Source organism: Paraburkholderia sp. BR14374 (genome assembly GCF_040948685.1).
In the GTDB taxonomy this organism is placed as follows: Bacteria; Pseudomonadota; Gammaproteobacteria; order Burkholderiales; family Burkholderiaceae; genus Paraburkholderia; species Paraburkholderia youngii.
On the sequence record NZ_JBFPKF010000011.1, the window covers coordinates 48,426 to 67,221 of the forward strand.

Here is an 18,796-nt window from a genome sequence, read left to right on the forward strand (position 1 = left end):
TTCACATTTCCCAATCCAAACGCGATGCAAACGATGCAAGGCAACCTGACCGAATCCGCACCGCACGATACGCAGATGCTGGATATCGCGGACCTCGAACGCCTCGCGCTGGCGATGCGCGTGAAAGGCCAACCACTTGAGCTGTTCCGCGCGGTTCACGCGGTGGCGGCAAAGGCGATAGGCCTGAGCCTGATTACGATCATGTCCTACGATGCGCAGCGACACGAGGTCGAACGGGTCTACACGAACATGCCGGACGTCTATCCACTGGGCGGCCGCAAAAGGAAGCAAGGCACCGCGTGGGCGCGGCAGATACTCCAGGAGCTGAAGCCGTTTCGCGCCGCCACGTCGAAAGGCATTCGCGAGGCCTTCGACGATCATGCAGTGATGATAGGTATGGGTCTCGGCTCGATCCTGAACATCCCGATCGCCTATGACGGCGTGTGCATCGGTACGATGAACCTGACGCACGAGGAAGGCTGGTACACCAGCCGCCATGAAAGCATGGGCCTGCTGATCGGCGCCTTCCTTGCCCCCGCTCTCATCAAACAGAGTACGCAATCCCCCGCTTGCGTCGCGCGTTCATGAAAACACCATCCGATCTGCAACACTATCAAGCCGTGCCCCATCCGGTCGTCTCGCAAGGCCGCTGGGTGCTGGTCTTCTTGCTCGGCTACCTCGCGCTGATCGCCGATGGCGCCGACGTGATGATGTACGGCCTCACCCTGTCGCGTATCAAGGACGACTTCGGGCTGACCAACGTCGAAGCGGGCGCGCTCGGTAGTCTGACCTTGCTCGGCATGGCGATCGGCGGTATCGCCGGCGGTTGGGCGAGCGATCGTCTGGGCCGCGTGCGCGTCGTCGCGTGGGCGCTCGCGCTGTTCTCACTCGGCGCGGGGATGCTCGGGTTCACGCACAGCTTCATCGAATTCGCGGCGGTGCGCTTCATCAGTTCGCTCGGCATTGGCTGCATGGTGCTGGTCACCACGCTGGTGGCCGAATACGTGCCGACCGAGCGGCGCTCGCTGGTGCTCGGCATGCTGCAAACCGGCATTTCGGCCGGCTATATCGTCGTGATCGCGCTCAGCAGCTGGATCCTGCCGCAGTATGGCTGGCGCACGCTGTACTACGTGTCGGCCGTGCCGGTGCTGCTCGCGTTCGCGATCAAGTTCGCGGTTCCCGAACCGGCCGCATGGCTCGCGAGCCGGGCCGCCGACCGCGCGAACAAGACGCGACTCGTCGACAATCGCTACGCGCAGATTTTCCGCGACCGCCAGGCACGCACGATGTTCATCCTGTGGACCTTCGCGTCGATCTTCGTGCTGTCCGGCTTTTACGGTCTGAACAACTGGCTGCCGACGTATCTCGAGAAAGAACTGCACATCAAGTTCAGTTCGCTGACCGGCTATATGATCGGCACGTACGTGGTCGCCTTCATCGGTAAGATCTTCGCGGGCTGGCTCGGTGATCGCTGGAGCCGGCGCGGCGTGTACGTGCTCGGCTGCATCGGTGCGGCGCTGTTTCTGCCCGTGATCATTTTCTGGCACACGCGCGACAACATTTCTACGCTGATGCTTTTCTTCGGCTTTCTGTACGGCGTGCCGCTCGGCACGATCGGCACGTTCATGTCCGAGAGTTTCGCGACGTCGGTGCGGGGCACCGCGGTGGGCGGCTCGTATAACCTCGGGCGCTTCTGTTCGGGGGCGGCGCCGATCGTCATTGGTTTTATCGCGACGCAGTTCTCGATCGGACTCGGCTTTCTCGTGGTCGGCGCGGTGTTCTTTTTGAGCGGCGTGACTGCATTGTTCGTTCCTGACCGGCTATACGATACGCAACAATGAATCAATAGCGTCCATGACGAGATGATGTCGTGTCAAAGAAATGCCCAGGACCCGGCGCTAAATCCTGGTCGCCGGCTTACCTGGGCACCAGGATGAAGCATTACTCGTTTCCGGCGACGATGTTGGAGATGGTCCAGTTGTTCGTCGTTACGAGCACATAATCGCCATTGACGCCTAGCCATTTATGCCCGCGCGGCGGCGCATTGAGGCCGTGTCCGCGCCAGTCGTCCATCATGAAATTGTAATGACGGTATTCGGCCGGCACACGTTGGCCTTTATGCCAGTCACGATGCGGAATCGACGGCATCACCTGCTGACGGCCAGTACCGGCCATCTGGCCGCCCTCGTCCTGCGGCTGCGGTCCAGCCGCAATCGCGAACGCCGACACCCCGGCAAACGACAAGGCGACGAGTTGCGCAACAAAGCGATTATTCATGTTCGAACCTCCGTGCGGTGGAAGAAACCTCCGGGCATTCACGTGATTGACGTGAAAAGTAATCGTCCAGCTACTCGCAGATTCATTAACTCGAACTTCATTGCAGCGAACGCTGGTCTATCGAACGTAATCCTTGCAAATCGCGAGATGCCAAATTCGATATTTCAGGCCTGCCTCTAAGTCGTTAAAAAGTATAGTAAAAGGAAGTTCGACTTCAAGCCGGACCACCTGGCTGATCAATAGTCGACCGCATCGCGAATGATCGGGCAGGTCATGCAGTGACCGCCGCCACGTCCACGGCCCAGCTCCGCACCGACGATGGTAATCACCTCGATGCCCTGCTTGCGCAAAAGCGTGTTCGTGTACGTGTTGCGGTCGTATGCATAGACGACGCCCGGCGCCGCGCACACGAGGTTCGCACCGCTATCCCACTGCGTGCGCTCGCGCTGATAGTCGCTGCCGCCCGCCTCGACTACGCGCAGATGCTTGAGCCCGAGCGCCTCGGCGACGACATCGGTGAACGGCTTGTTTTCGGCGTGCAATTCGACGCCACTCGGATGACTGCTCGGCCGATACGAATAGGTGCGCGTCTTCGCCATGAAGTCCGGGGCCACCAGCACGCAATCGCGATCGGCGAACGTGAACACGGTATCGAGGTGCATCGCCGCGCGAATCTTCGGCATCGCCGCGACGATCACGCGCTCGGCCGCGCCCTTCTTGAACAGCGTTGCCGCCAGTTGACTGATGGCCTGACGCGAAGTGCGCTCGCTCATGCCGATCAGCACGACGCCCTTGCCGATCGGCATCACGTCGCCGCCTTCCAGCGTGGCGAGACCGTGATCCTGGGTCGGATCGCCCCACCACACGTTGACCTTGCCCGCGAAGTCGGGGTGGAACTTGTAGATCGCCGTGGTCAGGATCGTCTCTTCGTGACGGGCCGGCCAGTACAGCGCATTCAGCGTGACGCCGCCGTAGATCCAGCAGGTCGTGTCGCGCGTGTACAGCGTGTTCGGCAACGGCGGCAGCAGATATTCGGTACCGCCCGCCGCTTCCTTCGCAACTTCCAGCGCCTTGCCGCCGTGCGCTTCCGGGAAGTCGTGCGTGGATAGCCCGCCAATCAGCGTTTCGGCCAGCTTGCGATTGTCGAGCCCTTCCAGATAGCTCCTCAATTCATCGATAAAGCCGAGGCCGACCTGGTTCGGCACCACCTGGTTGTCCAGAATCCATTTCTTGCCTTCGTGCACCGCGACCGTTTCGGAGAGCAGATTGTGCATCTCCACCACTTCGACGCCACGGTCGCGCATCTTCGTGACGAAGTCGAAGTGGTCGCGCTTCGCGTTCTCGACCCACAGTACGTCGTCGAACAGCAGTTCATCGCAATTGCTCGGGGTAAGACGCTGATGCGCGAGCCCCGGTGCGCAGACCATCACTTTGCGCAGCTGCCCGACTTCCGAGTAGACGCCCAATTCACCCGCTTTCGCGTCCGTGTTCGCCATGATGACCTCCTGAATATCAGTGGTGACCCACTCTGTTGAATCTGATGTCGTTAGATTGTGATCCTTCCGGTTACGAGGGCGTAGATGCCGATGATCGCGCCAATGACGATGACGGTAAAGATGAACCAATCGGAAATGATGAAAACGTTCTTGCTCTGCTCTCGTCGCGCCCAAAAATAAAGAGCTGTGCCGGGCGCGTACAGCACCGCGGCAAGCAGAATGAATTTCAGGCCGCCCGCGAAGATCATGAATGCGGTATAGATCACGGCGATCGCGGCCATGATCAGGTCGCGCCGGCGCTCGTCGGCGCGAAGGTCGTAACCGTCGCCGCGATTCGCGTTCATGCATCCGAACACCGCGACGAGCAGGTACGGAATCAACGACATCGCGCTCGTCAGATTCAACATCAGCGCGAATGCGTCGCGCGAGAAGTACGTGCTGATGACGAGCAACTGCACCACGATGTTGGTCAGCCACAATGCATTAGCCGGCGTCTTGTTGATGTTTTCCTTGCCGAAGATCGCAGGCATGTCTTCGGTCCTCGCCGCCGAGAACAACACTTCGGCGCAGATCAACGACCAGGCCAGATAAGCGCCGAGCACCGAAATCAGCAGACCTACGCTGACGAAAACGGCGCCCCAGTGACCGACCACCGCTTCGAGCACCGCAGACATCGACGGCTGCCGCATCGCCGCAATGTCCACGCGCTCGAGCACCGCATAAGGCAGCATCGTCACGAGCACCATCAGCGAGGTGACGACGACGAAGCCGAATATCGTCGATTGCCCGACGTCGGAGCGCTTCTTTGCATAACGGGAATAAACGCTCGCCCCTTCGATGCCGATAAACACGAACACGGTGACCAGCATCGTGGCCCGCACCTGCTCGAAGATATTGCCTTCGAGACCGCCGCCGTAGAGGTTGGCCTGGAACAGGTCCATCCGAAAGCCGAACAACAGGATCAGAATGAACACCAGAATCGGAATGATCTTGGCGACCGTAACAATACTGTTGATGAAGGCCGCCTGCTGCACGCCTTTCAGGATCATGTAATGAAATAGCCAGATGCCGATCGAAGCAACGACGATCGCGACGACCGTATTACCGTCGCCGAACACCGGAAAAAATGCGCCGAGTGTCGACTTGATCAGCACCCAGTAAGAAACATTGCCGATACAACTGCTGATCCAGTAGCCAAATGCGGAAAGAAAGCCCGGATAGTCGCCAAAGCCCGCTCTCGCATACGCAAACACGCCGGCGTCCAGTTCTGGCTTTCTTTCCGCCAGCGTCTGAAACACGCGCGCCAGCATATACATGCCCGTGCCCGCAATCAGCCATGCGATCAAGGCGCCCAGCGGACCCGTGGCGTCGGCGAAGGTACGCGGTAGGGAAAATATCCCGGCTCCGACCATGCCGCCCACGACCATCCCGGTGAGTTGCATTTTTGAAAGCTTTTGTGGAGTGGACGCCATTCGGATTCCTTTTTAGTGACCCAACACGGATCTGTAATCAGATTCGAACGAAACGTGTCTCTCGGCCAATCTTGCTGTCGATCAGCCGCGTTACTCTGCAACCACCACACGAAAAGAATGGTCTGTCCGTTGACGTTTGTCAATTTATCGCCGCGTGCATCGATAAGTCGCATTCAATATCGATGATTTAACAATGATGCGACGTGTCGCATCACCAACGCGGTTTTCTCGAATGATGGGGAATCGCTGAAGCGAGCTGAAAATGTGGTCGCTCAGAACTACTGATAAGCAGCTGAGCGACAGCTCGGAATGACGCGCGAACGTCATCAATGGTCCAAACCCGATGACGCTTTCGCAGTGGCGGGGATTGGGTCCAACTATGACTCGCGCAACTTCCTCAACGTCAGCCGCGCTTCGAGGCCGCCGCCAACGCGGTTGTGCAGCGTGAGCGTCGCGTCCATCGCGAGCGCGAGTTGCCGCGCGATTGCGAGCCCCAGCCCTGTGCCGCCCGTTTGACGATTGCGCGAATCTTCGAGTCGCACGAACGGCTCGAACACCGTCTCCAGCGACTCGGCCGGAATGCCGGGACCGCGATCGAGCACCGACACGGTCGCCTCGCCATCGTGCAACGCGCCGATCTCGATCTGTGCGGCGCCGGCGTACCTCAGCGCGTTATCGACCAGATTGCCGACGATGCGCTTCAACGCCTGTGGACGCAACCTCAGCGACTGGCCGAACTGGCCCTGCAGCGACACTTGCTGACCGGCGTCCACGTAATCGCAGACGAGGCTATCGAACAGTGCATCGGGATCGATGCGGCGTGGCACTTCGGCCGTGCCGTGCATCGTGCGCGCATAGGTGACCCCTTCCTTGACCAGCGCCTCCATTTCCTGCAGGTCCTGGCGCAGCTTCGCGGCTTCGCTGTCGTCGTCCATCGTGTCGACGCGCAGACGCATGCGCGTGATCGGTGTCTGCAGATCGTGCGAAATCGCCGCGAGAATCTGCATGCGCTCGGTCATGTACGTGGCGATCCGATCCTGCATCGCGTTGAACGCGCGCGCGGCGCGCGCCACTTCGGACGGGCCGGCTTCGGGCAGACGGTCGGCCTTCAGGTCGGGGCCGAGCGTGTCGGCCGCGACAGCGAGCTGATTGAGCGGGCGCGTCGCGAGCCGCACCGCCAGCCAGCAGCAGGCGGCGAGCACGAGCAGCTGCAGCGTCAGCACGAGCGGCAGCCAGCGCGACAACGGTGCGCCGGGCATCGGCCGCAGGTCGATGGTGAGCGGCGTGCCGTCGCTCAGTTTCAGGTGCACCTGCAGACGCTCGCGATCGCCTGGTACCGCGTTGACGGTCAACGGATAGCGCGTGCCGATGCCGTCGCCGATCGATTGCGCGACGCGCGCCGACAGGCTTGCGTCGACCGGTGCGCCGGGCACGCCCGGTCCGAGCACGAACTCGTAGCTGCGCCGCGCAAGGCGAGGCAGCCATTGGGCGCGTTCGTCGGGCGGCAGATGGTCGAGCAGCGCGACCGAGCTCGCCACCTCACGCTCGATGTAGCCCATCATGATGCCGGTCATCGTCTGGTCGCGCTCGGTCATCGTGAGCCAGAACGACAGCGCCTGCGCGAGCGCGAGCCCGACGAACAGAATCACCGCGAGCCGCGCGAACAGCGTGCGCGGCCAATGCGGCCAGCGCAGCAACGACGGCGACGCAGAAACGTTCATTGCGGATCTCCGATCGCGGTGACCGCTGCCGAAAACACATAGCCCTCGCTGCGCAGCGTCTTGATGTAGCGCGGCTCGCGCGCGCCGTCGCGCAGGCGCTGACGCAGGCGGCTCACCATCAGATCGATCGAGCGGTCGAACGGATCGGCCTGGCGTCCCTGGGTCAGGTTCAGCAGCTGGTCGCGCGTGAGCACGCGCTGCGGGTGATCGAGAAACACGCGCAATAGACGGTACTCCGCGCCGCTCAACGCCACTTCGGTGCCGTCCGCGTCGAGCAGATGGCGCGCGGTCGTGTCGAGCCGCCAGTCGCCGAAGCACAGCATCGGCGCCGACTCCGTCACTTCCATGCCGGGCGGCAGCATGCGCGCGCGGCGCAGCACCGAGCGGATTCGCGCGAGCAGCTCGCGTGCGGCGAACGGTTTGGTCAGGTAGTCGTCGGCGCCCATTTCGAGCCCGACGATCCGGTCCGCTTCCTCGCTGCGCGCCGTCAGCATCAGAATCGGCACCGCGCGGAACTTGCCCGCGCGCAGCTCGCGGCACAGCACGAGGCCGTCTTCGCCGGGCAGCATCAGGTCGAGCACGATCAGGTCGGGCGCGCCGTTCTCGAGCGCGGCGCGCATCTGGCGGCCATTGGCCGCGAGCGTGACGCGCACGCCGTTTTTCTCGAGGTATCCCGCGAGCAGTTCGCGGATACCGCGATCGTCGTCGACGATCAGTACGTGGTCGGAGGTTTCCATCGAACGATTATCCGCCGCGGCGTTTGAGTTGCACGCCGCTCGATTGGATCAGTGAACACTGCAACGGATGCGCGAGTTCCGCCGCGAAGCCGCCCACGACGAACACGGCGATGGCAAACAGGCGTTTCATGCGTCCTCCAGCACGGAAAGACTCGCGCCGTCGGCCACGCTGGCTTCGAGCGCATAAGGATCGACCCCGTCGAGGCAGCCGATATTGACGCGCCATTGCAGCGGATCCCTGCGCGTCTGATGAAAAGGATAGATGCCGCAATGCTTGCAGAAGTAGTGTTTCGCGACCTTCGTGTTGAACTGGTACAGCGTCAGCGAATCCTCGCCGCTCAGAATCTTCAGTTGACTCGCGCGAAAGAGCGGCGTCATCAGCGCGCCCTTGCGGCGGCACAGGCTGCAGTTGCAGCGGCCGGCGGGAACGATTTCGGTGCGAACTTGGAACTTGACGGCCCCGCAGTGACAGGACCCTTGCAGCAACCCGGCGCTCATGATGATCTCCGTGATTTGACGATGCCTGCTTTTATAGCCTGGTTCATCAGTCGAATTATGTCGTAATGTATCCGGCCGCCGAGACGATACATTACATTGCAATAAGCCGTGGCAATTAGCGCAAGGCGAAACAGCGAAGTTTAAGCGCGCGCGAATTAGCATTTGAGCGGCACGCGCAAAACGGATAATGCGGGTTGATTCATTGCCGCCGCATTGTCGCGCTCCCCCTGCAAAGATACTCCGCTTATCCATGATTATGTGAGCGCCTCGGTGGGGCGCGCCAGCCGGCCTCCTTACACACTGTTGTTGACCTCGGCGTGACCAACCGGCTTTCTCTGTCCCGCTTGACTGGCCGGCATTGCCAGGCACAGTCGCGCGGCGCCTCGAATACGCTTGACATTTAATCACTAGCCACTTCCAATACCAATGGTGCAGTGCGATGCCTCACCTCTGAAACACGCCTCACGTCATTCGGTAATTCAAAGCATTGGCCAGCGGTTCATTCGTCCGCCGCGCATGCGGCGTCAGCTCGAAATGGAGCACTCCTCATCACGGGAGTCGTCTTGGCTGCAAGAAAAAACCAACCGTCTCGCCGCGAACCCGCCCTTATCGATCTCGCATTGCAGGGTGGCGGTTCGCACGGTGCTTTTACATGGGGCGTCCTCGACCGTTTGCTCGAAGAGTCGTGGCTGCAGATCGAAGGGATATCGGGTACGTCGGCTGGCGCGATGAACGCCGCGGTGCTGGTAAGCGGCTACCAGGTGAGCGGCGCGGCCGGCGCGCGCGCCGCGCTCGAAGCGTTCTGGCGGCGAGTATTCGAAGCGTCAATGTACAGCCCGTTTCGCCGCAGCCCGTTCGACGTATTGATGGGTCGCTGGACGCTCGACTACTCGCCGTTCTTCATCGCGATGGACCTCGCGGCGCGGCTGTTTTCTCCGTACGACCTGAACCCGCGCGGCGTCCATCCGCTGGCGAAGATTCTGCAGGACTCGATCGATTTCGGGCATCTGCGCGACGCGCCGATCAAGCTGTTCATCACAGCGACGCGCGTGCGCACGGGCCAGGCGCGTGTGTTTCGCAATGGCGACCTGACGCCCGACGTGCTGCTCGCCTCCGGCTGCCTGCCCACGCTGTTCCAGGCCGTGCAGATAGACGGTGAATACTACTGGGACGGCGGCTACGCCGGGAATCCGACCATCACGCCGCTGGTACGCGAATGCACGTCGAGCGATACGCTGCTGATTCAGGTCAATCCCGTCGTGCGGGATGAAACACCACGCACGGCGCGCGACATCATCAGCCGCCTGAACGAAGTCGCCTTCAACGCGCCACTGCTGAAAGAGCTGCGCATGATCGCGCTGCTGCGGCGCGCCGCGGACGCCGGCAGCGACGAAGGCCGCCATTGGGCGGCGATGCGGATCCATCGGATCTCGAGCGAGGTGATGACCGAACTCGGCTACTCGTCGAAACTGAACGCCGAGTGGAGCTTTCTGACGATGCTGCGCGACGAAGGCCGACGCGCCGCGGACGCGTTCCTCATCGAGCACGCCGATTCGATCGGCGTGCGCTCCTCGCTGGATCTCGACGCGTTGCTCGACGGAGTCTGACCATGGAAGTCATCACCGTGTCCCCGCTCGCGATCGGTCTCGGACTCTTTGGCATGCTCGCGAGTCTCGCGCTGCTGATCGCCTTCGCATACCGCGGATGGACCGTGCTGCTGCTCGCGCCGTTCGCCGCGATGCTGGCCGCCGCGATTTCTGGCGAACCGATTCTCGCGCACTGGACCCAGACCTTCATGCTCAGCGCCGCGCGCTTTCTCGCGCAGTTCTTTCCGTTGTTCCTGCTCGGCGCGCTGTTCGGCAAGCTGATGGAAGACAGCGGCTCCGTGAAGGCGATCGCCAGTTACATGACCGATAAGCTTGGCGCGCATCGGGCGATTCTCGCCGTCGTGATCGGTGGCGCGCTCGTCACCTATGGCGGTGTCAGCCTCTTCGTCGCGTTCTTCGTGCTCGCGCCGATGGCCACCGCCCTATTCCAGGCCGCCGATATCCCGCGCCGTCTGATGCCGGCCGCGATCGCGCTCGGCACGCAGACGTTCACGATGTCCGCGCTGCCGGGCACACCGGCGATCCAGAACGCGATCCCGATGCCGTTCTTTGGTACGACGCCGTTTGCGGCGCCCGGCCTCGGCGTCGTCGCGAGTATCGTGATGGTGGCGTTCGGGCTGTGGTGGTTGTCCTTGCAGCAATCGCGCGCGAAGGCGGCCAACGAAGGATTCGACGGACTCAACGCGGCGGTGAAATCCGCCGGGGCGCCGGCCAGCGACAATCTCGTGCGCGAACGCGCGAGCGTCTCGCAGAGTTTCGACCCAGAGGAAGCGAAACGCGGGCACGTCAGCGAGGATCTGCCGTCGTTCGGCGTCGCGCTCGCGCCGCTCGTGCTCGTCGTGCTGACGAACTTCGTGATGAACGTGATCGTGCTGCCGCGCATCGACGCGGACTATCTGGCCGAAGTCCGTTGGGGTGAGACGTCGCTTTCGGCAGTCGCCGGAGTGTGGGGCGTGTGCGTGGCGCTCGTCGTCGCGATCGTGCTGCTCGTGCTGCTCAATCGGCGCCGCCTGCCGGCGCTGCGCGAGACGATCGACGCGGGCGCGAATGCATCGGTGCTGCCTGTGCTCAACGTCGGCAGTCTGGTCGGCTATGGCGCGGTGATTGCCGCGTTGCCCGCGTTCGCGCTCGTGCGCGAATGGGTGCTCAGCGTCGGCGGTGGTCCGCTCGTATCGCTCGCTGTCGCCACGAACCTGCTCGCGGGATTGACTGGTTCGGCTTCAGGCGGTCTCACGATCGCGCTCGACGCGCTCGGCGGCACCTATCTTCAACTGGCCGCGCAACACGGCATCGACCCCGCGCTGCTGCATCGGGTCGCCGTGATGTCCTCCGGGACACTCGACAGCCTGCCGCACAATGGCGCGGTCGTGACGCTGCTTGCGGTATGCGGCTCGAACCATCGTGAGAGCTATCGCGACATCGTGATGGTCGCGATTCTCGGCGCGTTGCTCGCGCTGGTTGTGGTGATCGTGTTGGGCTCGCTGGTTGGCACGTTCTGAGGGCTTTGTGCTTTCTAAAGTATCGAGGGGTCTTGCGCTGACGTTGTTGTTGTTCGTCAGTGCAAGGCCCCTTTCCTGTTGCTGCTCGGCCGAGTCTGGATTGCTTGCCTGCTGACTAGCCGCTCACTTCACGCTGCCGCGCGCGCCGCATTCATCCGGCCGAACACGAACTGCCCCAGATACCAGACCAGCTCCGTATTCGCGAGGATCGCATCTTCGGTGACCGTCGACGGTTCGAGCTTCATCCGACGCAGCATCAGCTTGCCTTCGCGCGATGTCGTCCACGCATGCATCAGTTCCTTGCGCGTCTTCGCATCGGCGGCGTTGAAATGATCGCGGCCCTTGCGCGAATCCTCGTTCATGCGCGCACGCACTTCTTCTTCACGCGTCGCGATGCTGTTCGCCAGGGTTTTTCTCGTTTCGGTCTTGGCTGCCTGTTCCTGCGCCTCGTCCGCGAGCAGTTTGGCTTGCACGTCGACCATCGTGCGCTCGGCGTCGGAGATCTTCCAGTTGTCGCGTAGCGCGCGCATCAAATAGCCCGCGGGACTCTTCTTGACCTGGCCGCGCTTGATTCGGAAACGCGTGTATTCGACGGCCTGCTGAATGCGTTCGTCGGTCCACAGTTCGCGGTTCTCCGAAATCTCGCTGAACTGCTTGGTCGACAGCCCGAACTCGTCGGTGAGAATCTTGTACAGATGGCTCGCGTCGGCGAGGCTCGCGAGTACCGCGTCGGCTGTGTCCTTACGCTTGAGCAGGAAGCGGATGCGGTCGATTTTCTTCGACGTGGTGGATTCAGTCCGCGTCTCGTAGGACATCTCGACGTCCGACACTTCGTTGATCTCGCGCACCGCCGGTTCGAGCCAATCGCGCTTGAAGTATTTGAAGATGGCGGCGTTCGCGCCCATTTTGCCGGGCCAGTTGCGCATTTCCTCGAGCTGGATCCAGTCGGTGCGTCCTGCGGGAACGTTGGGCAAAACCTTGTCGTAGATCGCGCGCGCGAGACTGCGCGTGAACGCGGTGGAAATGCGCAAGCTCAGCCAGTGAGATTTCTGCGGATCGCGGATATGCGGCACGAGCCGTGGATGGACGTCGAAACGCATACGCCCGCGATGAAAGCCGACCATACCGATCAGTTGGACCTGCACCCACAGGTCGTCTTCACTGGGATCGCGGTCCGCGGGCGTATTCGTCACGCGAACTTTCGCGTTCTGAGCTTCGTCGGCGATCGTCCGCAAATGCTTCAGGTTGCGGCTATCGTAGCGCATCAGCCACTTGAAGTAGTTGAGTTCGACGTCGTACTGATCGCGCTGCTCGGGCTCCTGCGCGACGATGAAGTACGCGGCATCGAGAAAACGCCGCGCCGGCAGTCCCATGTTGACGATCTCGGTGAAGAAATCGTTGCGCTGATAACCGATCTCGCGATTGGCCTCGTTGATGCGCAATCCCTGATCGAACATGTCTTCGAACAGCGCGAGCGCCATCTGGCGTGACGTCGCTCTCGACTTGCCCTCTTCCGGATTGTCCGCGGCCATGTTCTTCATCCACTTTTTAGCTCCCGGGACTGTAAGCATGCGGTGGTGAGCTGTCAACACACAGAACCTCACCATCACAACGACGGCGGCGGTGGCCACTTTTTCGCCATTCCGCGATTTGGCACACAGAACCTCACCATCTACACAAGGAACCTCACCTTGCTAGAGGGACTTCCGCGCGGCGAAGCCTTATGGGACGGCCCATCCGACCTTCATTTCCTGCAGATGCACAACCCACCTCACCTTCGGAATTCGACGCACAGTCAAACACATGGAACCGCACCTTGCTGGGGAATTGGTCTCACCTTGCTGCACAGCCAACCGCACCTTTCAGCACAGCGAACCTCACCTTCGACACAACACACCTCACCTTTTCGGACCTAAGCCGTTGAATGAATTGAAGATCGTTTTGGTATGTAGGTTTGTGGGTTTGTTCTCGGTTTAAAAAAACCTACCAACTGGGAGCACGCAGCAAATTGACGTGAAGATTGCGCAATGCAGCATGGTGAGGTCGATTGTGCGATGCCTGGGAGCTTATGGACGGGGGCGTAAACAAGGTGAGGTTGGTTGTGCTTTTACGGTGAACTGCAAGGATTGGTGACGTCTTGGGCTCGGGCTGGCCGCCTGTGGCCGGCGGAAATCAGCGGTGCTAGGTGAGGTTGATTGTGCTTTTGCGCTGCAAGCGGATGGAGCGCTGGCCGGAAGGTGGCTACAAAACTGATAATGGTGAGGTCCGTTGTGCTGCAATTCGCCGGATTGGGCTTCGCGGAAATGAGAAAGTGCACAAATGACCTCACCCAGTGCTTAAGTTTTGAGCAGATTCGCCGAGTCGGCTGGGCCTATTACAGGGAAGGTGAGGTCATTTGTGCCCTCGAGCACGCGGTGTTTCTGGGCCTGTTTCGTTTCGACGACAGTTCCGCCACCGAAAACGCTGCGAAAACATGGAAATTTTCAGAAAATCTACATTTAAAACAGTAATTTAAAAAGCTATTTTCAAGTATTTCCTGTATTCTGAGGTTTCTGGAATTTTATGGATAAACCTCAGAATGGTCAGAACGAGCCAACTTCCTGCCGTAGACCGAACCGTTCACTTTGAGCAGATCAGTGAGTTCGCAGAAAAAGTCACCATTTTCACTAATGAGCTGCGTGACACGATTCTGGCTCCACGTCCTCGAAAAACGGCTCCCGTCTTCAAGACAGGCGAGATTGCCGAGATGTGCAACATCTCGCACTCGCAGGTTCAGTATCTCGCAACAAAAGGCGACGGAGAACTGCCTTCGGGCACGGCGGCCGGCACCGGCCGCACCCGGACCTTCACGCTGGAAGAAGCGCGGATCTGGGTACAAAAGATTTCCGACATCTACCAGACTCCGCTGGTCACTCGTCTGAAGGAACCAGACGGGAAGATCATCATCACCGCGCAGCTCAAAGGCGGTTCCGCCAAGACGACTACGACGATGTGCCTTGCCCAAGGGCTGTCGCTACGGGGGCGGAAAGTGTTGGTGGTCGATCTCGATCCGCAGGCGTCGCTCTCGGAACTGTGCGGACTGTACGCGGAAAAAGACGTGTCGCCTGAAGATACGGTATTGCCGTATGTCTACGACCAGGACATCGAGGGCGGCCTCGAGGGGCGGATTCAGTCGACGTACTGGGATGGCATCGACGTGATTCCCGCGCATACGGAACTGATCGGAGCAGAGTTCCATCTGCCGGCGATGCAAAAGATTCGGCCAGGTTTTCGTTTCTGGACCGTGCTGCGCCAAGGGCTCGAGCCGCTGCGCAAGAAGTACGACTACATTCTGATGGATACGTCGCCGTCGCTGTCGTACCTCAATCTGAACGCGCTGATGGCCGCGGATGCCATGGTGATGCCGATGGTGCCGGAAAACCTGGACTTCATCAGCTCGCTGTCGTTCTGGCGACTCTTCTCAGACGTGTCCAAAAGCTTCATCAAATTCGAGAAGGAAAAGAAATACGACTTTGTATCGCTGGTGTTATCGCGGGTCGATTATGGGCGGAACTCGTCGGCGCCGATCGTACGTGCGTGGGCGCAAAGCGCGTACGAAAACTGGTTGCATTCGATCGAGGTACCGGCGAGCTCGGTGATGAGCACCGGGGCGTTGGCGTTCTCGACCGTCTTCGACATTAGCAGCAATCACAGCGCGGCCAAGTCGCTGCAACGCGTGCGGCAGCCTCTCGTCGACTACTGTCGCTGGATCGACGAGATCTATTCGGAAAAATGGAGGAACGCGCAATGAGCAATATGCGAGAACAGTTGCTGGCCAAGACGTCCGGCATTCGCAAAACTTCGTCGATCAACGAGGACGAGGTGAAGCGCAGCAACCGCACGCAAACGGCGCCCGGCCTTGCCGGCGCGCTGGCCGTTGCGCAGCTTCGCGTGCAGGAATTGGAATCGACCGGCGTCGCATCGCAACTGCCGGTTGCGGGGATCTTGCCGAACCCGTGGCAGCCGCGCCGCGTGTTCAACGAAGCAAAGTTGGCCGAGCTTGCGGAGTCGATCCGGGAAGTTGGGCTGATGCAGCCGATCGTGGTCCGTCGTGTCGCCGACGACTATCAGATCGTCGCTGGTGAACGGCGTTGGCGTGCGCACAAGATGCTGGGGCAGGACACCATCAAGGCAGTCGTCGCGGATTGCTCCGACTCGGATATGGCCGTGCTGGCGATGGTCGAAAACATCAGCCGCGACGACCTTACTGACTATGAAATCGGCGTTGCGATCCGTCGATCGGAAGCGGAGTTTCCGAATCGCAAGCGACTGGCGGAAGCGATGGGCTTGTCTCGGGCGGGTCTGTACCAGTTCTTATCGTTCGATAATCTGCCGGACTTCATCAAGAAAGATCTCGATATTCAACCGCGACTCTTGGGCGGGACTGCTGCGCAAGCAATCGGGGCGGCCATCAAAAAGCACGGCGAGGATGGGGTTAGAGCGGCTCGTGAAATTTGGCCGCTGTTGGTGAGAGGCGAAATGGATCAAGGCAAGGCCGCGGCGGCAATCACTGCCTTGGCGACCCGGCAGACGACGTCGGCTGGTACCAGCGGACGCAGCATCGAGAAGTTTTTCGCGGGGCGAGAGCACGCTGGAAGCATCACGAAGGATGTCAGCAATTTCACGATCAAGATCAAGACCGGGGTGATCACCGAGGCGCAAGAAGTTCAGATACGACAGTTGATCGGACAGATGTTTCAGTCGCAGCCGAAAACGAGTTGATTTGATGTCTGATTCGTAGTGTAGAAAGGCCCGCCAAGTGCGGGCTTTTTTTCGGCCAGCCAAAATGGTCCGCTGACACGCATCAGCGTCCACCCGAGTGTCTAGACTCTAGACATTCATGCCGGCGCAAACCGACGTCGATATCAGAGCGCCGCCCCCGTGCGGACGGACATTCATTGCGCCTTCGGCGGTTCACGGGGAGACTCGCGTAGTAGTGCCTTCGCGGGGCAATCTTGCAAGAGCTGGTTGCTGGTCAGCTGCTGAACATGAGCGAGCCCGCCATTGACCCGGAATTTTTGAGGCAATCGGTGAGCTGGCTTCCACCGATTCGCTGATGGGTCATATTGTCGGAGGCACAGCCAAAATCGTTCGATGGCCACATGACGGCTGGAATGGTGGGCCAGCTATCTCTCCTTTGAAAGAGAATGTCTTCCGTCAAACCATCCACGGTCATTCTCAACCTCCCGCTACGATCCGGCCATTTGTCCGCGCCTCCGCTTGGTCATCGACGGCTCGCTCTCGCTAATGAGAAAAATCGCTGCCCTTGAGATCGACTCGCCGCTCGCCAACCGGACGCCGGCAAACAGGTGAAATATCGCGGGATACGCCGACAATGCTTTTCCATAAAGCGTCGAGTTCACGATGGCGCTCCTGGCCACAGCGCATTGGTGAATGTCGTCGACGCGTTTCACGGCCACTCCGATGTTCGAAAGCACCTATGGCCACGGACACGCGGCGCTCACACCAACGCTTATCGACCATACAGTCGGCGGCATTTCTGCCGGCAAATCCGTCCCATACGATTCGCGATGGAATCCGGATGCACTGACGCGCAAAGAAAGGCCGTGCATTTGGCTTGCCCTCAGCGGGCAGACGGCATACGTCAAGGTGCGGCGGGAGCCAGCCCCGCTATTACTCAAAAACCGCGCTAGGCGATGTCCGCATTTCGTAGCGCGATCCCTCTAGACTTAAGCAGATCAAACCAACCGTCAGCGGTGTTCGCATCGGATTCGAGCGGCGCAAGCTTGCCCTGGAATCATGTCCCATTGCAGATCCTGCCAGTCGCCCGACGGCCAGAAGTCAATCGCCAACACCTCCCAACCGCTACGCATTTGACGGTTCGTGCGTCAAGCCAAACTCTGCCCGTTGTTAGTGACAAGACACGTTCGGATAAATAATCGCGGTCGACAAGTCTGCGGATCGACTCGCGCCCTCCCGGGATGCCCGGCTCGTCGTTTTCGAAGGCATGCATCGCGACCGCGCCGATCATCGTTTGGCTCAGCACTTGAGCAATGAGCTAATAGACTGCAACGGATGGTTTCCGTCTGGTCTCGTATGTCGGGGGCTACTCGGTGAGCCGCCGCCAGACCACGCGGTCAGCGGGAAATCAAAATCGCAGCGCTCGGCTTATCGGCAATAAACCCGATGGACGATGGTTGGCGGGATGGGCGGGGGCAATCGCGAAAGTCTTCGTGGACGGAAAGAGTCGTCGGCCGGCTCTCCCTGTGACATTGATTGGCGAGACGGTTGCGCGTCACATGATCCCCAACGCGAGCCACTATTTATCGCCGAGCGCGTCAACAACTCAAGCTTCAACGCATACCACAGTCGTCCATGAACGATCTAATAACATACGGTACCAGAGCACGCGGGCAACTTCTACGAACTTAATATCGAAAAAGGACCGAGTATTAGCCAATCCGAGCGCGAACCGCCCATTCCGCAGCCGATCTCGCCAACGGGGGTCTCGTGAAACATTGGGAAACGTCTTTCATATATCATAACTCATTGTTTTAAAAGGTCTTTTTCTGCTAATCGAAGCATTGTTTCACGTCGATCAATCAAATTGGTGCACGATACCCCGTCACTTCCATCCATCGCGGACCAGACGCAGGAATGCACCCACGCGACCCAACGATCCGTAACATCCAATACGTAATTTGTAGCGAATTAATTGGAGGGCTTGCGCTGACCATTCGAACGTTTCGCTGACTTGATCGATCTCGCCAAGCCCACGCCGTCGCGAAAAAACACCCGGCTGCTCCGCCGTCACTTCGCCGACCCCACCTCCTCGCAAACCCGCCCACGCTGATCGATCTGCTCGATATCCTCACGCAAGATCCGCCGGATCTCGAGGATCGGCCGCGGCGTCTGCTGCACGCTGTGCCCGGCAATGATTGCCTTCTCCGATAGCGCGCCCGCGAGATGCGCGCTGCGATAAGGAACGACGCCATCGTTGGAATCTTCGAGCGGCCCGCTTTCGCGGCACCACGCGATGATCGAACGGAAGCAAACGTGAAGGCCGATCGGCAACTTCGAGATCGCGCGGATCAACGGATCGATTTCGCCCGACTGTTCGATGCTGTTCGGCGCGTGGAAGGTCTGTGCCTGCGCTTCGATGTTCGTCGCCGTCCCCATCACTTCCTTGAACTCGTTTAGCAGGGCAAGCGGCAGACGTACGAGGTTGGCCGTCCAGCGCGACAGCCGGTTGCTCGCGAACGGTGTGCCTTGGTGGGATGCCGCGATAAATATGGCGCGCTCGACGTGCGGCATCGGTGCGAAGTTCAGTAGCCGATCGAGCCGCGCATCCTCACGACCTCTTCGAGCGTGCCCTGGCTGGACCAGATCAACGTGGTGACGTTCGGCGACGGCATCTCGCCGAAATAGCGCGACGCCGGCTTCGGCCGTCCCGCGGTCGGTGACGACACACCGCTATCGGCTTCGGCAT

The 18,796-nt window shown here is 60.3% G+C and carries 19 protein-coding genes; 7 read left to right on the forward strand and 12 right to left on the reverse strand.

Annotated features, from left to right (window positions below):
* The first annotated feature begins 24 nt into the window (after nucleotides 1-24).
* A complete protein-coding gene (locus tag AB3X86_RS23745) occupies nucleotides 25-588 on the forward strand; it encodes a GAF domain-containing protein (protein ID WP_176121525.1) in 564 nt (187 codons plus the stop codon).
* Nucleotides 585-1,841, forward strand: a complete 1,257-nt coding sequence (locus AB3X86_RS23750) for an MFS transporter (RefSeq protein WP_368597908.1) — start codon at nucleotides 585-587, stop codon at nucleotides 1,839-1,841. The genes AB3X86_RS23745 and AB3X86_RS23750 overlap by 4 nt, the downstream gene beginning before the upstream one ends.
* A gap of 100 nt (nucleotides 1,842-1,941) precedes the next feature.
* On the opposite strand, the gene AB3X86_RS23755 is transcribed toward AB3X86_RS23750, so the two are convergent.
* The 7 genes from AB3X86_RS23755 to AB3X86_RS23785 form a co-directional block, all read right to left on the reverse strand.
* Nucleotides 1,942-2,277: an RcnB family protein gene (locus AB3X86_RS23755; protein WP_368592082.1), complete on the reverse strand. Its 336-nt coding sequence runs from the start codon at nucleotides 2,275-2,277 to the stop codon at nucleotides 1,942-1,944.
* 236 nt (nucleotides 2,278-2,513) lie between these two features.
* The gene (gene arcA / locus AB3X86_RS23760; RefSeq protein ID WP_176111563.1) at nucleotides 2,514-3,773 is read right to left on the reverse strand and encodes an arginine deiminase; all 1,260 of its coding nucleotides are present in this window, start codon (nucleotides 3,771-3,773) and stop codon (nucleotides 2,514-2,516) included.
* Between the two features lie 50 nt (nucleotides 3,774-3,823).
* Nucleotides 3,824-5,245, reverse strand: coding sequence for a basic amino acid/polyamine antiporter (locus AB3X86_RS23765; protein WP_368597909.1), 1,422 nt, complete (start codon nucleotides 5,243-5,245; stop codon nucleotides 3,824-3,826).
* Nucleotides 5,246-5,622: 377 nt separating this feature from the next.
* Nucleotides 5,623-6,966 carry an ATP-binding protein gene (locus tag AB3X86_RS23770; RefSeq protein ID WP_368597910.1) on the reverse strand — a complete coding sequence of 448 codons (1,344 nt, stop codon included), beginning with the start codon at nucleotides 6,964-6,966 and terminating at the stop codon, nucleotides 5,623-5,625.
* On the reverse strand, nucleotides 6,963-7,703 hold the full coding sequence (locus tag AB3X86_RS23775; protein WP_176111560.1) for a response regulator: 741 nt from the start codon (nucleotides 7,701-7,703) through the stop codon (nucleotides 6,963-6,965). The genes AB3X86_RS23770 and AB3X86_RS23775 overlap by 4 nt, the downstream gene beginning before the upstream one ends.
* 7 nt (nucleotides 7,704-7,710) lie before the next feature.
* Nucleotides 7,711-7,833, reverse strand: coding sequence for a hypothetical protein (locus AB3X86_RS23780; RefSeq protein WP_260332259.1), 123 nt, complete (start codon nucleotides 7,831-7,833; stop codon nucleotides 7,711-7,713).
* Entirely contained in the window at nucleotides 7,830-8,201 is a 372-nt protein-coding gene (locus tag AB3X86_RS23785; RefSeq protein WP_368597911.1) for a GFA family protein, read from the reverse strand. Before AB3X86_RS23785 ends, AB3X86_RS23780 begins: the two co-directional genes overlap by 4 nt.
* A 563-nt stretch (nucleotides 8,202-8,764) precedes the next feature.
* On the opposite strand from AB3X86_RS23785, the gene AB3X86_RS23790 reads away from it, so the two are divergent.
* Nucleotides 8,765-9,808, forward strand: a complete 1,044-nt coding sequence (locus AB3X86_RS23790) for a patatin-like phospholipase family protein (protein ID WP_368597912.1) — start codon at nucleotides 8,765-8,767, stop codon at nucleotides 9,806-9,808.
* Nucleotides 9,809-9,810: 2 nt separating this feature from the next.
* Nucleotides 9,811-11,307, forward strand: coding sequence for a GntP family permease (locus AB3X86_RS23795; protein WP_368597913.1), 1,497 nt, complete (start codon nucleotides 9,811-9,813; stop codon nucleotides 11,305-11,307).
* A gap of 128 nt (nucleotides 11,308-11,435) precedes the next feature.
* Here the strand turns inward: AB3X86_RS23795 and AB3X86_RS23800 are convergent, their stop codons facing one another.
* Nucleotides 11,436-12,839 (reverse strand): replication initiation protein, encoded by a 1,404-nt coding sequence (locus AB3X86_RS23800; protein ID WP_368598023.1) that lies wholly within the window; start codon nucleotides 12,837-12,839, stop codon nucleotides 11,436-11,438.
* Nucleotides 12,840-13,577: 738 nt separating this feature from the next.
* Here AB3X86_RS23800 and AB3X86_RS23805 point away from each other — a divergent pair.
* From AB3X86_RS23805 to AB3X86_RS23815, 3 genes are all read left to right on the forward strand, one after another.
* On the forward strand, nucleotides 13,578-13,817 hold the full coding sequence (locus AB3X86_RS23805; RefSeq protein ID WP_368597914.1) for a hypothetical protein: 240 nt from the start codon (nucleotides 13,578-13,580) through the stop codon (nucleotides 13,815-13,817).
* 68 nt (nucleotides 13,818-13,885) lie between these two features.
* A complete protein-coding gene (locus AB3X86_RS23810; protein ID WP_176378527.1) occupies nucleotides 13,886-15,097 on the forward strand; it encodes a ParA family protein in 1,212 nt (403 codons plus the stop codon).
* The gene (locus tag AB3X86_RS23815) at nucleotides 15,094-16,068 is read left to right on the forward strand and encodes a ParB/RepB/Spo0J family partition protein (RefSeq protein WP_368597915.1); all 975 of its coding nucleotides are present in this window, start codon (nucleotides 15,094-15,096) and stop codon (nucleotides 16,066-16,068) included. Before AB3X86_RS23810 ends, AB3X86_RS23815 begins: the two co-directional genes overlap by 4 nt.
* Before the next feature lie 253 nt (nucleotides 16,069-16,321).
* Here AB3X86_RS23815 and AB3X86_RS23820 read toward each other — a convergent pair whose 3' ends face one another.
* The 4 genes from AB3X86_RS23820 to AB3X86_RS23835 form a co-directional block, all read right to left on the reverse strand.
* Nucleotides 16,322-16,522, reverse strand: coding sequence for a hypothetical protein (locus tag AB3X86_RS23820; RefSeq protein ID WP_368597916.1), 201 nt, complete (start codon nucleotides 16,520-16,522; stop codon nucleotides 16,322-16,324).
* Nucleotides 16,523-16,535: 13 nt separating this feature from the next.
* Nucleotides 16,536-16,760, reverse strand: coding sequence for a hypothetical protein (locus tag AB3X86_RS23825; RefSeq protein WP_368597917.1), 225 nt, complete (start codon nucleotides 16,758-16,760; stop codon nucleotides 16,536-16,538).
* A gap of 1,357 nt (nucleotides 16,761-18,117) precedes the next feature.
* The gene (locus tag AB3X86_RS23830; RefSeq protein WP_368597918.1) at nucleotides 18,118-18,621 is read right to left on the reverse strand and encodes a hypothetical protein; all 504 of its coding nucleotides are present in this window, start codon (nucleotides 18,619-18,621) and stop codon (nucleotides 18,118-18,120) included.
* An 11-nt stretch (nucleotides 18,622-18,632) separates the two neighbouring features.
* Complete coding sequence (locus tag AB3X86_RS23835) at nucleotides 18,633-18,776, reverse strand: hypothetical protein (RefSeq protein ID WP_368597919.1); 144 nt, start codon at nucleotides 18,774-18,776, stop codon at nucleotides 18,633-18,635.
* Between the last annotated feature and the right edge of the window lie 20 nt (nucleotides 18,777-18,796).